At 72.8% G+C, this 14,341-nt stretch carries 12 protein-coding genes; 4 read left to right on the forward strand and 8 right to left on the reverse strand.

Annotated features, from left to right (window positions below):
* The first annotated feature begins 86 nt into the window (after positions 1 to 86).
* From ACZ4Z2_RS26760 to ACZ4Z2_RS26770, 3 genes are all read left to right on the forward strand, one after another.
* Positions 87 to 812 (forward strand): TetR/AcrR family transcriptional regulator, encoded by a 726-nt coding sequence (locus ACZ4Z2_RS26760; protein WP_468079300.1) that lies wholly within the window; start codon positions 87 to 89, stop codon positions 810 to 812.
* Positions 813 to 836: 24 nt separating this feature from the next.
* Entirely contained in the window at positions 837 to 1,142 is a 306-nt protein-coding gene (locus ACZ4Z2_RS26765) for a hypothetical protein (protein WP_468079301.1), read from the forward strand.
* 102 nt (positions 1,143 to 1,244) lie between these two features.
* Complete coding sequence (locus tag ACZ4Z2_RS26770) at positions 1,245 to 2,522, forward strand: C40 family peptidase (RefSeq protein WP_468079302.1); 1,278 nt, start codon at positions 1,245 to 1,247, stop codon at positions 2,520 to 2,522.
* A 34-nt stretch (positions 2,523 to 2,556) separates the two neighbouring features.
* Here ACZ4Z2_RS26770 and ACZ4Z2_RS26775 read toward each other — a convergent pair whose 3' ends face one another.
* From ACZ4Z2_RS26775 to ACZ4Z2_RS26800, 6 genes are all read right to left on the reverse strand, one after another.
* Positions 2,557 to 3,633, reverse strand: a complete 1,077-nt coding sequence (locus ACZ4Z2_RS26775) for a hypothetical protein (protein WP_468079304.1) — start codon at positions 3,631 to 3,633, stop codon at positions 2,557 to 2,559.
* A gap of 124 nt (positions 3,634 to 3,757) precedes the next feature.
* Positions 3,758 to 4,996: a styrene monooxygenase/indole monooxygenase family protein gene (locus ACZ4Z2_RS26780; RefSeq protein ID WP_468079306.1), complete on the reverse strand. Its 1,239-nt coding sequence runs from the start codon at positions 4,994 to 4,996 to the stop codon at positions 3,758 to 3,760.
* Positions 4,997 to 5,044: 48 nt separating this feature from the next.
* The gene (locus tag ACZ4Z2_RS26785) at positions 5,045 to 5,803 is read right to left on the reverse strand and encodes a GTP-binding protein (RefSeq protein WP_468079308.1); all 759 of its coding nucleotides are present in this window, start codon (positions 5,801 to 5,803) and stop codon (positions 5,045 to 5,047) included.
* Positions 5,784 to 6,284, reverse strand: coding sequence for a DUF742 domain-containing protein (locus tag ACZ4Z2_RS26790; RefSeq protein WP_468079310.1), 501 nt, complete (start codon positions 6,282 to 6,284; stop codon positions 5,784 to 5,786). The genes ACZ4Z2_RS26785 and ACZ4Z2_RS26790 overlap by 20 nt, the downstream gene beginning before the upstream one ends.
* Positions 6,281 to 6,793, reverse strand: coding sequence for a roadblock/LC7 domain-containing protein (locus ACZ4Z2_RS26795; protein WP_468079312.1), 513 nt, complete (start codon positions 6,791 to 6,793; stop codon positions 6,281 to 6,283). Before ACZ4Z2_RS26795 ends, ACZ4Z2_RS26790 begins: the two co-directional genes overlap by 4 nt.
* Positions 6,790 to 9,774 carry a sensor histidine kinase gene (locus tag ACZ4Z2_RS26800; protein WP_468079313.1) on the reverse strand — a complete coding sequence of 995 codons (2,985 nt, stop codon included), beginning with the start codon at positions 9,772 to 9,774 and terminating at the stop codon, positions 6,790 to 6,792. Before ACZ4Z2_RS26800 ends, ACZ4Z2_RS26795 begins: the two co-directional genes overlap by 4 nt.
* 370 nt (positions 9,775 to 10,144) lie before the next feature.
* Here ACZ4Z2_RS26800 and ACZ4Z2_RS26805 point away from each other — a divergent pair, with 370 nt between their 5' ends.
* Positions 10,145 to 10,930, forward strand: a complete 786-nt coding sequence (locus tag ACZ4Z2_RS26805; RefSeq protein ID WP_468079314.1) for a protein phosphatase 2C domain-containing protein — start codon at positions 10,145 to 10,147, stop codon at positions 10,928 to 10,930.
* Positions 10,931 to 10,936: 6 nt separating this feature from the next.
* On the opposite strand, the gene ACZ4Z2_RS26810 is transcribed toward ACZ4Z2_RS26805, so the two are convergent.
* Together ACZ4Z2_RS26810 and lon are read right to left on the reverse strand one after the other, a co-directional pair.
* A complete protein-coding gene (locus tag ACZ4Z2_RS26810; protein ID WP_468079316.1) occupies positions 10,937 to 11,431 on the reverse strand; it encodes a MarR family winged helix-turn-helix transcriptional regulator in 495 nt (164 codons plus the stop codon).
* 330 nt (positions 11,432 to 11,761) lie between these two features.
* Positions 11,762 to 14,164, reverse strand: a complete 2,403-nt coding sequence (gene lon, locus ACZ4Z2_RS26815; RefSeq protein ID WP_468079317.1) for an endopeptidase La — start codon at positions 14,162 to 14,164, stop codon at positions 11,762 to 11,764.
* Positions 14,165 to 14,341 lie beyond the last annotated feature (177 nt).

Raw genomic sequence — 14,341 nt, forward strand, 5'->3', positions numbered from 1 at the left:
ACCACCCACCCGCACCCGCCGGACGAACCCGCACCCCCCGAGCTACCCAGACACCCGGCCCCCCGCCGCGCGACTACGCTGCCCGTATGACGTCCGAGGCCCCCACCCGCGCGTACCGCCGTCTGAGCGTCGAGGAGCGGCGCAGCCAGCTCATCGACGCGGCGCTGGAGCTCTTCGCGCACAACGCCCCGGAGGACGTCTCCCTCGACGACGTCGCGGAGGCGGCCGGCGTCTCCCGCCCCCTCGTCTACCGCTACTTCCCCGGCGGCAAGCAGCAGCTCTACGAGGCGGCCCTCCGCTCGGCCGCCGAGGAGCTGGAGCAGTGCTTCGACGAGCCCGCCGAGGGGCCCCTCACCGCCCGGCTGTCCCGTGCCCTCGACCGGTATCTGACCTTCGTCGACGAGCACGACACCGGTTTCAGCGCCCTGCTCCAGGGCGGCAGTGTCGTGGAGACGTCACGGGCGACGGCCATCGTGGACGGCGTACGGCGGGCGGCGGCGCGGCACATCCTGCGGCACCTGGAGGTGTCGGAGCCGGACCTGCGGCTGCGGATGACGGTCCGGATGTGGATCACCGCCGTGGAGGCCGCCTCCCTCCTCTGGCTCGACGAGGGCAAACGGCCGGACGTGGCCGAGCTGCGGGACTGGCTCGTGGAGCAGTTCGTCGCCTGTGTCACCGTCACCGCCGGACGCGACGCGCAGACCGCGGGCGCCGTGCGGGACGCCCTCGCGATGGAGGCCGCGGACGGTGCCGTCGGCGCCCTCGCCCGCCGTGTCCTGCCCGTGGTCGGCGACGCCGCCCACCTGCTGTGACGCCGGTCCTGTGACACTGGTCCGGTGAAGACACAGGACACCCTTTTCGTCGGCGGCCCGCTGGACGGCCGCGTCCTGCCGGTGCTGCTCGGCATCACCGGGCACCCGCCGAAGACGTACCGGATCCCGGTGCCCGACCCGGCGGGCGGACCCGGCACGGTGCTCGTCTACCGGAGGGTGGACGCGGGTCGGGGCGGGTTCATGCAGCAGCTGTGGAAGTACGAGTACGCCCCGGACGCGGATCCGGGCCGCGGCCTGAAGTGGCCGTGGTCCGGCCCGAAACGGCAATCCGCCACGCCGCCCGAGCGGCCGCCGTCCCCCGACGAGTGACCTCCGCGGGCCGGACGGCCCACCCGGCGCGCGCCCGCCCCCCGCTCCTCCCATCCTGCCGGTGCGAGGTGGACGGCCCATCCGCGCACCGGAGGTGATGACGTGTCAGGAAAGGTCCTGCGCCTGGTCCGTACGGCGACGGCGACGGCGGTCGCGGCCGGCACACTCCTCACGACGGCATCCGCCCAGGCCGCGGCGGCCCCGCTGCCACCGCCCCCGGGCGACTCGGCCGAGGTCGCGACCGACGGTGGGACCGTGGGGACCCCGGCCGAAGGCGACACCGGCGGTGACGACGCCGGGACCACCACGGACGGCGACAGCGCCGGGACCGGCGACGGCGACACGACCGACCCCGGCGAACGCTCGGTGGCCCGGCTCCTCGCCGACCTGCGGCGGCTGTACCGCGAGGCCGAGGAGGCCACGGAGGCGTACAACGCCACCGAGGAGGAGCTGCGGAAGCAGCGGGCGGAGGTCGCGCGTCTCGACCGGCGGCTCGCCGCGGCCCGGCTCTCCCTGCACGACAGCCGGGGCGCCGCGGGCCGGCTGGCCCGCCAGCAGTACCAGAACAGCACCACCGACCTCTCCCCGTACGTCCGGCTGCTCCTCGCCCGCGACCCGCACCGCGCGCTGGAGCAGGGTCATGTGATCGGCCAGGTCGCGCAGGAGCGCGCGCAGACCGTGGAGCGGATGGCCGGCAGCGAGAAGAGCACGGACGCGCTCGCCCGCAGGGCCCGCGCCGCCCTCGACCGCCGGCTCACCCTCACCGAGCGCCGCCAGAAGGAACGCGACGCGGTACGCAGCCGTCTCGGCGAGGTCGAGCGGCTCCTCGCCTCCCTCACCGCCGAGCAGCTCGCCGGGATCGAGCGGCTGGAGCGGGACACGACGGCCGAGTCCCAGCGCAGGCTGGTCGCCTCCGGTGCCCTGAGTTCCGTACGGCCGCCGACCCGCACCGGGGCGAAGGCGCTGCGCTACGCGGTCGCCCAGATCGGCAAGCCGTACAAGTGGGGCGCCGAGGGCCCGAAGGCGTACGACTGCTCGGGGCTCACCTCCCGCGCCTGGTCGCACGCCGGGCACCGCATCCCCCGCACCAGTCAGGCCCAGTGGGCCCAACTCCCCCGCATCCCGCTCGCCGAGCTGCGCCCCGGTGACCTGGTCCTGTACTTCCCGAGGGCCACCCATGTCGCCCTCTACCTGGGCAAGGGCCTGGTCGTCCAGGCCCCCCGGCCGGGCACCACCATCAAGGTCTCCCCCATCGCCGCCAACCCCCTCCTCGGCGCCGTACGCCCCGACCCCAAGGCCAAACCCCTCAAACGCTTCGACCTTCCCGAACTCCCCGGAACAGCCAGGAAGGGCTCGGACAAGGGGTACGACACGCGGTGAGCTAACCGTCCCGCGGCGGTCCTCGGAACCGGTCTCACCGCTCCACGGCGTACCTCAGTGTCTGCCCGGCGGCGTAGGCCAGATGTGCCTTGCCCTGGCTGTCGTAGGCGAGTCCCGGCATGGTGCCGCCGGCCGGGTCGACGACGTCCACGGTCCAGCCGAAGACGCTGCGGCTCGCCAGCTTGATCTTGCCGTCGTCGGCGTAGGCGATGCGGAGTTTGCGGGAGAGTTCACCGCCGATGGCCGGGTTCTGCGCCAGCACGGGAGCGGTGCGCTCCGTGACCGACGCGACCACCTCGACGTCCCCGGCCCCGTCGCTGGTGAAGGTCCCCGCCTTCAGGTCCAGGTTCTTCACGTCGCAGTACGCCACCCACGTCTGGGGAGCCTGGCTGATGACCGAGGTGCGGCCGGCGAAGAACTGCCCCTTCTCGACGTCCCGTTCGCTCCCGAACGTGCCCTCCACCACGTTGAGCACCCGTTTCACGTGAACGGCCGTGGTGGGCGTGACCTCGAACGTCTCGACGTACGCGATCTGGAGGCTGCCCGACTCGTCGATCCACAACGACGTGCTCTGACCGGTCCGGGAGTTCCCCGCATCGCCGGAGTGCTGAGCCTCGGCGGCGTGGCTCAGCTTCCAGGCGCCACCGATCCTCCGCACATAGGACAGCGTCTCGACGGCCTGGTTCTCGAACGCGAAGTGCGGGGTGTCCCGCAGGTCGGGGTTCGCCGGTCCCCCCGGATGCAAGGCGAACGACGCGCCGAAGACGACCGGTTCGTGGGGGGCCACATGCGTGGGCACGTGTTCGTACGTCCACGTCGCGTCCGGCTTGCGCACCGCGTGGACCAGGCGTCGCGGGTCCCCTTCGATGTAGCCCAGGTGCGGTTGACCGGTGGAGTCCGTACGGAGGTGGACCACGTCCTCGCCCGACGAGGCGAGCGGCAGGTTCGGCTGCTCCCTGACCCACGCGCCACCGTCCTTGCGCGCGACCATCACTTTTCCGCCCGTGAGCGCACAAGCGATCCAGGGCTTGCCGTTCTTGTCGATGGCGAGGGAGCACTGCCCGCGCACCGGCTCGGCTCCGCTCACCGTCGTGAAATCGAATAGAGCCACGGCCGTCTCCTGGGCAAGAGATCTCGGGCGTTCATCACCAATGTCCCACGGGATGACTCCCGCCGCAGCTCAGCGGCCCGGCGCCGGGCGCCGGGGGTGCGGTGCGGGACCTTCACAACACCGCCTAGCCGCCCGCGACCTCCGACAGGTAGGCCTCCGTCTTCTCCGCCTCGAAGAAGTAGTTCTCGAAGTCGGCCGGGTCGTCGAAGCCGCCTGCGAAGCGGTCGGCCACGCGGGGAAGGGCGCCGGCCGCTCCGATCAGGGTCAGCACGTGGTCCGGCGGCCCGCCGAGCATCGTGTTCGTCCACTTCGTCGCCGGGCCCGCCGTCTCCGCCCAGAACCGCTCGAACGTGCGCCGCATCCACGCCTCGTCGAACTCGGCGTCCCCGTGGTCCAGGATGGCCCGCAGATACGCCGCCGCGCACTTGGACGCCGTGTTGGCGCCCTGCCCGGTGAGCGGGTCGTTGGCCACGACCACGTCGGCCACTCCGAAGGCCAGCCCGCCCCCGGGCAGCCGGGCGACCGGCTGCCGCACGACGGGGGTGTAGCGGCCGGACAGCACCCCGCCCGCGTCGGTGAGTTCGACCCGGCCGGTCCGCGCGTGCTCCCAGGGGACGAACCGCTCCATGAGGTCCAGGGTCAGGGCGAGGTGCTCGGCCGGGTCGGTGACGCCGTCGAAGACGTCGGCGGGACCGCCGGGCACCCCCTCCCAGAAGAGCAGGTCGGCCCGTCCGGACGTGGTCAGCGTGGAGGTGACGAAGAGTTCACCGACGCCGGGGACCAGGTTGCAGTGGGCGGCCTCGTAGTCGGGGTGCTCGGGGTGGGGCTCCAGACCGTGCACGTACGCCGCCGCGAGGGAGCGCTGGGGCCGGGTGAACGGCGAACGGGCGGGGTCCCGGGCGAACATGGAGACCAGCTCGCCCTTGCCCGCGGCGACCAGGACCAGGTCGTAGAGGCGGGCGAAGTAGTCGAGGTCGGAGACGGCCGCGCCGTGGATGACCAGTTGACCGCCCCGCTGGGCGAAGGTGTCCAGCCAGCCGGCCATCTTCACCCGCTGGTCGACGGACTGGGCGTACCCGTCGAGCCGCCCGACCCAGTCGACGAGGCGCTCGGCGCCGGGGCCGGAGACGGAGACGCCGATACCCGCCATCTTCGGGGTCTGGGACTCCCAGAAGTTCAGCCCGAGGTCCCGCTCGTGCCGCAACGCGGTGGGGAACATGCACTGCGTCGACATGACCCGCCCGTGCCGGATCTCGTCCGCCGTACGGTTGGACATCAGCGTGACCTCGTACCCGTGCGACTGGAGGCCGAGGGCGAGCTGGAGCCCGGACTGGCCGGCTCCGACGACGAGTATCTTCCGCATCGGGACTGGTCTCCTCCTACGCCTCTGTGCCCCGTGCCCTCGCCGGGGCTACTCGGGGCTGACGGATATCGCGTGGCCGCAGAGCGCGAGCAGGGTCTGCAGTACCGAGGCCCGGTCCCGCGCGTCCATGATCATGACAGGTACATGGGCGGGCACGGTCAGCGCGTCCCGTACATCCTCCGGCTCGTACCGGTCGCTGTCGTCGAACTCGTTGACGGCGACGATGTACGGCAGGCCGCAGCTCTCGAAGTAGTCGAGCGCGGGGAAGCAGTCGGTGAGGCGGCGGGTGTCGGCCAGGACGATGGCACCGATCGCGCCGCGCACCAGGTCGTCCCACATGAACCAGAACCGCTCCTGGCCGGGCGTGCCGAACAGGTAGAGGACGAGGTCGTCGTCGAGGGTGATGCGGCCGTAGTCCATGGCCACGGTGGTGGTGATCTTGTCCGGGGTCGCGGAGAGGTCGTCCGTGGCGGCGCTGGCCTCGGTCATCAGGGCCTCGGTGCGCAGCGGGGTGATTTCGGAGACCGCGCCGACGAGGGTGGTCTTGCCCACGCCGAAGCCGCCCGCCACCACGATCTTGGTGGCGATGGGGGCGCGGGAGAGGTCGGCCTGCCAGGGTTTGAGGTCCTCCTCGGGCTCCGGTTCACACCGGGGCGCGGGCGACCCTGACAGGCGGTCGAGACCGCGGGAGGCGGCCCGGGCGAAGCCGCCGGGGCGGGGGGCGTCGACGGTGACGCCCGGGGTGACGCCGGGCGAGGCGTCGGGGGTGACGCCAGGCGAGGCGGCGTCAGAGACGGCGGAGTCCACTCAGCACCCTTTCCAGCAGAGCGCGGTCCGGCTGTCCCGGGCCGTGACCTGTTCCGTACACACGGATCTTTCCCTGGTCCGCGAGATCGCTGAGGAGGACGCGGACCACACCGAGCGGCATCTTGAGCAGCGCGGCGATCTCCGCCACCGTCCGCATACGGCGGCAGAGTTCGACGATGGCCCGGACCTCGGGCATCACCTTGGCGGTGAGTGGACCTCCCCCGGCACCGGCCGGCTGGACGGTGCCCAGGGCTGGCTCCGGCCCCGCTGCCGGGGCTTCGAGGACGGCGACGAAGGTCTCGACGAGGAGCACATGACCGAAGCGGGTGCGGCCGCCGGTCAGCGAGTAGGGGCGTACGCGGGCGGGTTTGCGGTCCCCTCCGCGCACCGGGAGCCTCTTGTGGGGGGTTCGCTGCGGGCCCGGCTTCCTCGCCGAGCCCGGTTTGGGGGCGCGCGACCTCGTCCTCTTCGCGCCGCTCATCGCCTGCTCCCGGCCGCCTCGATCTCCTCGGCCTCCAGGGACCTGCGCAGTTCGCCGCGCAGCTCGGGCGTGAGGACGTGTCCGGCGCGGCCGACGAAGAGGGCCATGTGGTACGCCACCACGCTCATGTCGCAGTCGGGGGAGCCGTGAACGCCGAGCAGCGAGCCGTCGCTGATCGACATCACGAAGAGGCTGCCCTCGTCCATCGCGACCATCGTCTGCTTGACCCCGCCGAACTCCATCAGCTTGGCGGCGCCGACGGTGAGGCTGCCGATGCCGGAGACGATGGTGGCGAGGTCGGCGGCGGAGCCGCGGGGGCCCTGGGGCCGTTCGCCCCGGGCCTCGCGGGCCTCGGCGTTGCGGCCGGGGTCGGAGGAGAGCAGGAGCAGACCGTCGGAGGAGACCACCGCGACCGACAGCAGTCCCGGCACCTCCTCGACGAGGTTGGTCAGCAGCCAGTGCAGGTTGCGGGCTTCACTGCTCAAGCCGAAGGTACTGGGCGCGGTCAACTGCTTGCCTCCTCGGAAGTGCCCCCCGTGGTGTCAACTGCCTCTGTCCGGTACTCCTGTGGCTCGGGTGCCCGTGTCTCGCCCGACTGCTCGGCGATCTCCGCCTCGACGTCACGGCGTCCCTCCTTGGCCCCCTGGTGGAACCCGCCGAGCCGACGCCTGAGTTCTTCGGCGTTCACGCCCCCCGCGCGCGGCCTGGGGGTCGTGGGCACGGGAGCGGTGATCCGGGGCGTGCGCTTGGGCAGGCCCTTGTCGGTGAGGCGCGGGGCCTTCTCCGACGTGCGTGCCGCGTCCCCCTCGTCGGCGGCGCGCTCATGAGTGTCGGGGCCGATGCCGTACGGGTCGCCGGCGTCCTCGCCGGCGGCCGGCTCCGGGACCACGGGAGCGAACAGCTCCATGGTGGTCTCGGAGACGGACTCCGCCGGTGCTCCCGGCGCGTCCCGCCGTACGCCGTCGTCCTCCACGTCCCCGGCCGGGTCCGCGTTCCCCGCGCGGTCGGCCGTGTCCGTGTGGGTGTCCGCGTCCGTGTCCGTGCGGGCGTCGGCGTCCTCGCCGGTGCCCGTGCCCGTGCCCGGTGCGTCCGGGACGGGTTCGTCCGTACCGGGTGCGCCGGTGGCGGGTGCGTCCGTCACGGGTGCGGTGTCCTCGGTGTCCGCCGCGTCGGCCGCTCCCGCCGCGTGCCCGGCGGTGTCGGCGGCCTCCCGGGCGAGCAGCGCCCGTTCCGCGGCCTCGATCAGCGGGTCGCCGTCGCCCTCCGGTTCGCGCACGGCGACGGTACGGGCGGGCAGGGCGCCGTCGTTGGTCTCGGCGGCGACGCCCGGCATGGACAGCACGGGCCCCGCGGCGGGTGACGGCCCCGCGGCGGGCGCGGCCGGGGCGGTGGCCAGGAGCGACTTCGGCAGGACGACGACCGCCGCGGTGCCACCCGGCGTCTGTTCCTGGAGCCGGACGCGGGTGCCGAGCCGGTGGGCGAGGCGGGCCACGACGTAGAGGCCGAGGCCGAGGCCCTCGCCGTCCTCCTGGTCGTAAGGGGCCTCGGGGTCGAAGTCGGTGAGGCGGGCGTTGAGCTTCGCGAGCCGCTCGGCGGGGATGCCGATGCCGCCGTCCTGGACGGAGACGGTGACCTCGCCGTTCTCCATCAGCCAGCCGGAGACCTCGACGCTCATCTCCGGCGGCGAGAACGTGGTGCCGTTCTCCAGGAGTTCGGCGAGGAGGTGGCTGAGGTCGTCGGCGGCGAACCCGGCGATCTGGGCGCTCGGCGGCAGCGCGGCGATGCGGACCCGCTCGTAGCGCTCGATCTCGCTGACCGCGGCGCGCACGACGTCGACCAGCGGGACGGCTCCGGCGTGGTGCTGGATGTGCTCGTGGCCGGCGAGGACGAGGAGGTTCTCGCTGTGGCGGCGCATGACGGTCGCGAAGTGGTCGAGCTTGAAGAGCGTGGCGAGCCGGTCGGGGTCCTGCTCGCGCTCCTCCAGGGACTCGATGACGGCGAGCTGCCGCTCGACGAGGCCGAGGGTGCGCAGCGCCAGGTTGACGAACGTGCCGTGGATGCTGTGCTGGATCCGGCCCAGGTGGGCGCCGGCCTCGGCGAGTTCGGCGCGCAGCCGGTCGCGTTCGTCGGCCATGGTCTGGCGCTGGCCGATGAGGTGCTTGCGGTCGCCCTCCAGGGGCGCGAGCCGCTCGTGCAGGGCGAGGGCGTGCGCGTGGAGCGCGTTGACGGAGCGTACGACCTGGGCGAACTCGTCGTTGCGGCCGGTGAACTTGACGGGTTCCTCGGCCAGCGGGTCACCGGCGACGCGGGCGGAGCCGATGCGCAGCACCGCGAGCGGGCGGGTGAGCGAGCGGGCCATGCCGGTGGCGACACCGACGGCGACGAGCATCAGGGCGCCGAGGAGGGCGACCCGGATCTCCAGCGCGGTCACGTCGTCGTCGCGCAGCTGCGCGAGGTCCTTGGTGCGCCGGTCGTAGAGGGAGGACTCGGCGCCGCGCATCAGGTCGACGCGGGCGGAGAGCGCGGCGTCGACCTTGGCTGCGCCGGTGGTCTTCTCGTCGTCGGAGAGGGCGGGCTGGTCGGTGAGGCGTGCCAGGTACTTCTCGGCGGTGTCGGCCTCGGGGCCGGTGACCGTGGCGTCGTACGAGGAGCGTGCGGTGGCGGGCGCGGTCTCGCGGAAGTGGGCGAGGGCGGCGTCGGAGCGGACGCGGGCCTGCTGCGCGGCGGCCGAGAGGGCGTCGCGCTGCTTCTCGTCGGCGGCGGAGGAGCCGGTCGTGGTGGTGGGCAGCCCGGTGGCCGGGTCGATGACGGTCTGCGTCGTGCTCGGGACGCTGAGCGCGGCGACGAGGAGGCCGCGGGCGGCGGCGGCCTGCTGGACGGCGGTGTCGAGTTCGGCGAGGGCGTACGCCCCGCCGCCCGCGCGGGGCGGCAGCTGCTGGGCGAGTTCCTCGGCGAGCGCGTGGAGTTCGGTGACGACGGCGGTGTACGCCTGGTGCGCTTCGAGAGCGGTGCTCTTGCCGGAGAGCGCCGCTTTCCGTACGGCGGCGATGGACCGGATGTCCTGGCGCAGCGCGGCGGAGGTGTCGGTATCGGCACTCAGCTCCGCGACCTGGCGGTCGACGCGGTCGGCGCGCTGCTCGTCGGGCGCGGCCGACTTGGGCCGCCCGGCGGCGATGTACGCGGTGACCTCGTCACGCTCGTCGGCGAGCGCGTGGGCGAGGGTGAGCGTCTCCTGGGTCTGCTCGGCGAGCGTGACCAGGCTCTGGGTGTCGTGCAGTTGCTCCGAGGCCGCGAGGATCGAGGGCGCCCCGGCGGCCGCGATGGCGGCGGCCACGACGGCCACGGCGATGATGAGCCGGTTGCGTACGTGCGCCTTGCGCCCGGTGCCGACGGTGGGGGCCTGCTGCGCCGTCCCCTGCTGGTTCGGGGAGGCCGCGGGGGCCTTCGAAGCTGCCTTCTTGCCTGTGCGCCGAGGCCGCGTCTTCTGCACCGGTGCTCGCATTCCTGACTCGTGTACCCATGGGCCCGGGTGACGTTCCGTCAACTTGTGAGCGTCCCCCCGGTACGGCTCCCGACCCTCCCAGTGCCGGTGGGTGGTGGTCCCGCATCATCAGTCCCGCCACCCGAAGGAGTGAACATGCCCGGGGAGTTGGCGGGCAAGTTCCACCGGCTCGTGCCGATGGCCCGGGCGGTCGGCCGGTTGGACGTCGGCGACGCGCTTTGGCAGTATTCGCCGCCGCGCTTCACCACTCACGATCATTCCATGCCAAACCCGGCGCCCGGCCTGGAGGGTCCGGTCCCTACGGCGACCATTGTCGGCCTTTCACGGATCTTGTGGAGGGCTCGTGCAGACTGGCCGAATGCGTACGGAACTCGTCTCGGAGCCCGGCGATCCCGCCCGCCCCAACGAGGACTTCGCGTCGGTCGCGCTTCCCGCCGGGGGACAGGGCGGCGCCGTGGTCGTCCTCGACGGCGTGACACCTCCGCCCACCGACTACGGCTGTCGACATTCGGTCGCGTGGTTCACCTCCCGCCTGGGCGGCACCCTGACCGAACTGTCCCTTTCGGAACGGGATTCACCCCTGACCGCCGTCCTCGCACAGGCCATCTCTCGTACCGCCCGGGCACACGGCCAAACCTGTGACCTTTCTCACCCAAGAACCCCTCAGGCCACAGTGGTTCTGGCGCGGTGGTCGCACGAGACGGTGGAGTACCTGGTCCTCTCCGACTCGGCGTTGCTGTTCGAAGGGCCGGACGGCCTGGTGACGACGGTGCTGGACGACCGTCTGTCCGAACTGCCGCGCGCCTCCCTGGCCACCGCCGCGATCGCCGACTCCACGGTCCGCAACAAGGAGGGCGGCTTCTGGACGGCGGCGGCCGATCCCGCGGTGGCCGTACGGGCGGTGACGGGGGTGGTCCCACGCGAACGGGTGCGTTGCCTGGCCGCGTTGACGGACGGGGCGACCCGCTGGGTGCAGACGTTCCGCGAGGGCGGCTGGGAGGACTGCTTCACCTATCTGCGGAAGGAGGGCGCGGCCGCCCTGGTGGAGCGCGTGAGGGAGCTGGAGGCCGCCGACACCGAACGGCTGTTCCTGGGCCGGGCGAAGACCCATGACGACGCGAGCGTGGTGTTCGCGGAGCTGTGAGCGGGATCAGCCCTCGACGCCCCGGTTCAGCTGGTGGAGCAGCCGGGCGAGCTGGGCCACCTCGTCGCGGTCCCAGTCGGCCAGCTGACGCACGTAGGCGACCCGCCGGGCGTCCCGCACCGCACGGAACCGGGCCCGCCCCTCGTCCGTGAGGTGGACGAGCCAGGCGCGGCCGTCGGCGGGGTCGGGTTCGCGGGCGATGAGGCCGAGGTGTTCGAGGGCACGCAGCTGACGGGACATCGTGGCCTTGCCGACACCGATGTACGCGGCGAGTTCCGTGGCGCGCAGCCGTCCCGTCTCGTCGAGCCGGGCGAGCAGGCCGTACGCGGCGGACTCCAGGTCCGGGTGGACGGCCCGGGCCATCTCGCCCGACTTGGCGCGGGCGCGCCGCAGCAGGACCGTCAGTTCCCGCTCCAGCGCGAGGAACGCCTGGTCCATACCGCCGGTCGGCGTTCCGGGCACGCTGTCGCCCTCGCCGCCGATTCCGCCCTCGTCCTGCACGTCAGCGCTCCTGATCCCGTTCCTCGTCGCCGAGAAGTTGCCGAAGGTTTCCGCCGGGGACCGTCGCCGCGGGCGGCGCCGTAAGTATTCCGCAGGTGCGGGATGACGCGGACCGCGGGAAGACGCGCGCGCCGGGTGCCGCCCGGGCGGGCGCCCAAGGGAGAGGCCCGGGCCTCCCTCACGGGACCCGGGCCTTCCCTCGTCCGGCGGATGTCCGTCACGTCACCACCGGAGCTTCACGGGGCCGCCCGTGCGCCGGGCGGCCGTCCCGTCGTGCGGTCATACCGTCGGGTGGTCGTACCGCCGTGTCGCCGTGTCGCCGTGTCTTCGTCAGGCCGCCGCCGGGACCGCCACCTCCGCCGGGGCGAGGGCCAGTTCCAGCACCTGGCGGACGTCGGTGACGGCGTGGACCTCCAGCTTGTCGAGGACCTCGGCGGGGACGTCGTCCAGGTCGGGCTCGTTGCGCTTGGGGATGATCACCGTGGTGACCCCGGCCCGGTGCGCGGCGAGCAGCTTCTGCTTGACGCCGCCGATGGGCAGGACCCGCCCGGTGAGCGAGACCTCACCGGTCATCGCCACATCCGTGCGGACCAGCCGGCCGGACAGCAGCGAGGCCAGGGCCGTCGTCATGGTGACACCGGCGCTCGGCCCGTCCTTGGGCACCGCGCCCGCCGGGAAGTGGATGTGCACGCCCCGGTCCTTCAGATCGGCGACGGGCAGTTCCAGTTCGGCGCCGTGCGAGCGCAGGAAGGAGAGCGCGATCTGCGCGGACTCCTTCATCACGTCGCCCAGCTGCCCGGTGAGCGTCAGACCCGCCGCGCCCGTCTCCGGGTCGGCCAGCGACGCCTCGACGTAGAGGACGTCGCCGCCCGCGCCGGTGACCGCGAGCCCCGTCGCCACACCGGGGACGGCCGTACGCCGCTCCGCCGGGTCCTGGGCCGACTCGGGCACGTGGTGCGGGCGCCCGATCAGTGCGCGCAGGTCGGCGTCGGTGACGGTGAACGGCAGCTCCCGCTCGCCCAGTTCGTGCTGGGCGGCCACCTTGCGCAGCAGCCGGGCGACCGACCGCTCCAGGTTCCGCACGCCGGCCTCGCGGGTGTACTCGCCGGCGAGCTTGCGCAGCGCGCTCTCGTCGAGGGTCACCTCCTCGGCGTCGAGCCCGGCCCGCTCCAGCTGCCGCGGCACCAGGTGGTCCCGGGCGATGACGACCTTCTCGTCCTCCGTGTAGCCGTCCAGCCGGACCAGTTCCATACGGTCGAGCAGCGCCTCGGGGATGGCTTCCAGGACGTTGGCCGTGGCGAGGAAGACGACGTCGCTGAGGTCCAGCTCCACCTCCAGGTAGTGGTCCCGGAAGGTGTGGTTCTGCGCGGGGTCGAGGACTTCGAGCAGCGCGGCGGCCGGGTCGCCCCGGAAGTCGGAGCCGACCTTGTCGATCTCGTCGAGCAGGACGACCGGGTTCATCGAGCCCGCCTCCTTGATGGCGCGGACGATCCGGCCGGGCAGCGCGCCCACGTACGTGCGCCGGTGACCGCGGATCTCCGCCTCGTCCCGTACGCCGCCGAGGGCGACCCGGACGAACTTGCGGCCCATGGCGTGCGCCACGGACTCGCCGAGGCTGGTCTTGCCGACGCCGGGCGGCCCGACGAGGGCGAGCACGGCGCCGCCGCGCCGGCCGCCGACGACACCGAGCCCGCGGTCGGAGCGCCGCTTGCGCACGGCGAGGTACTCGGTGATCCGCTCCTTCACGTCCTCCAGGCCCGCGTGCTCGGCGTCCAGGACGCCCTTCGCGCCCTGGATGTCGTAGGCGTCCTCGGTCCGCTCGTTCCAGGGCAGTTCGAGCACGGTGTCGAGCCAGGTGCGGATCCAGCCGCCCTCGGGGGACTGGTCGCTGGACCGCTCCAGCTTGTCGACCTCCTTGAGCGCGGCCTCCCGGACCTTCTCGGGCAGGTCGGCGGCCTCGACCCGGGCGCGGTAGTCGTCGGACTCCTCGCCCTCCTTCTCGCCGTTCAGCTCGCGCAGTTCCTTGCGGACCGCTTCGAGCTGACGCCGCAGCAGGAACTCCCTCTGCTGCTTGTCGACGCCCTCCTGGACGTCCTTGGCGATGGTCTCGGCGACGTCCTGCTCGGCGAGGTGGTCGCGGAGCTGCTGGGTGGCGAGCTTCAGCCGGGCGACCGGGTCGGCCGTCTCCAGCAGCTGCACCTTCTGATCGGTGGTCAGGAACGGGGAGTACCCGGAGTTGTCGGCCAGCGCGGAGACGTCGTCGATCGCCTGCACCCGGTCCACGACCTGCCAGGCGCCGCGCTTGCGCAGCCAACTGGTGGCGAGGGCCTTGTACTCCTTGACGAGTTCGGCGACATGGCCGGGCAGCGGCTCCGGCACGCTCTCCTCGACGCTGGTCCCCTCGACCCAGAGCGCGGCCCCGGGCCCGGTGGTCCCGGCGCCGATCCTCACGCGGCCGCGGCCCCGGATCAGCGCGCCCGGGTCGCCGTCGGCCAGCCGCCCCACCTGCTCGACGGTGCCGAGCACGCCCGTGCTCGCGTACGCGCCGTCGATCCGCGGCACCAACAGCACCCGCGGCTTGCCGCGTTCGGTCCGCGCCGCCGCCTGCGCGGCCTCCACCGCGGCCCGTACGTCCGTGTCATTGAGGTCCAGCGGAACCACCATGCCGGGCAGCACGACCTCGTCGTCGAGCGGCAGTACGGGCAGGGTGAGCGGTGCGGACATCGAAGCCATGATCTCTCCCTCGGCATTCAAGTTGAGCTATGCCGACTCAATGCACATGAGCCTTCGGATGTTCCCCGAGGGACGGGGTGTTCGCTGTGGGCGATCAGAGGACACCGCGGTGACCCGGAGACAGACGGGAGCCGAGGGTAATACCCTGTTGGCGCTATCACCCATTACAGCGAGCAT

Source organism: Streptomyces sp. NPDC030183, from assembly GCF_055573455.1.

What these genes read in the sequence shown, in the direction of transcription:
- ACZ4Z2_RS26760 (WP_468079300.1), top strand. Translation starts at nt 87, where the DNA reads ATGACGTCCGAGGCCCCCACCCGCGCGTACCGCCGTCTGAGCGTCGAG.
- ACZ4Z2_RS26780 (WP_468079306.1), bottom strand. Translation starts at nt 4,996, where the DNA reads ATGCGGAAGATACTCGTCGTCGGAGCCGGCCAGTCCGGGCTCCAGCTC.
- ACZ4Z2_RS26790 (WP_468079310.1), bottom strand. Translation starts at nt 6,284, where the DNA reads ATGAGCGGCGCGAAGAGGACGAGGTCGCGCGCCCCCAAACCGGGCTCG.
- ACZ4Z2_RS26805 (WP_468079314.1), top strand. Translation starts at nt 10,145, where the DNA reads ATGCGTACGGAACTCGTCTCGGAGCCCGGCGATCCCGCCCGCCCCAAC.
- lon (WP_468079317.1), bottom strand. Translation starts at nt 14,164, where the DNA reads ATGGCTTCGATGTCCGCACCGCTCACCCTGCCCGTACTGCCGCTCGAC.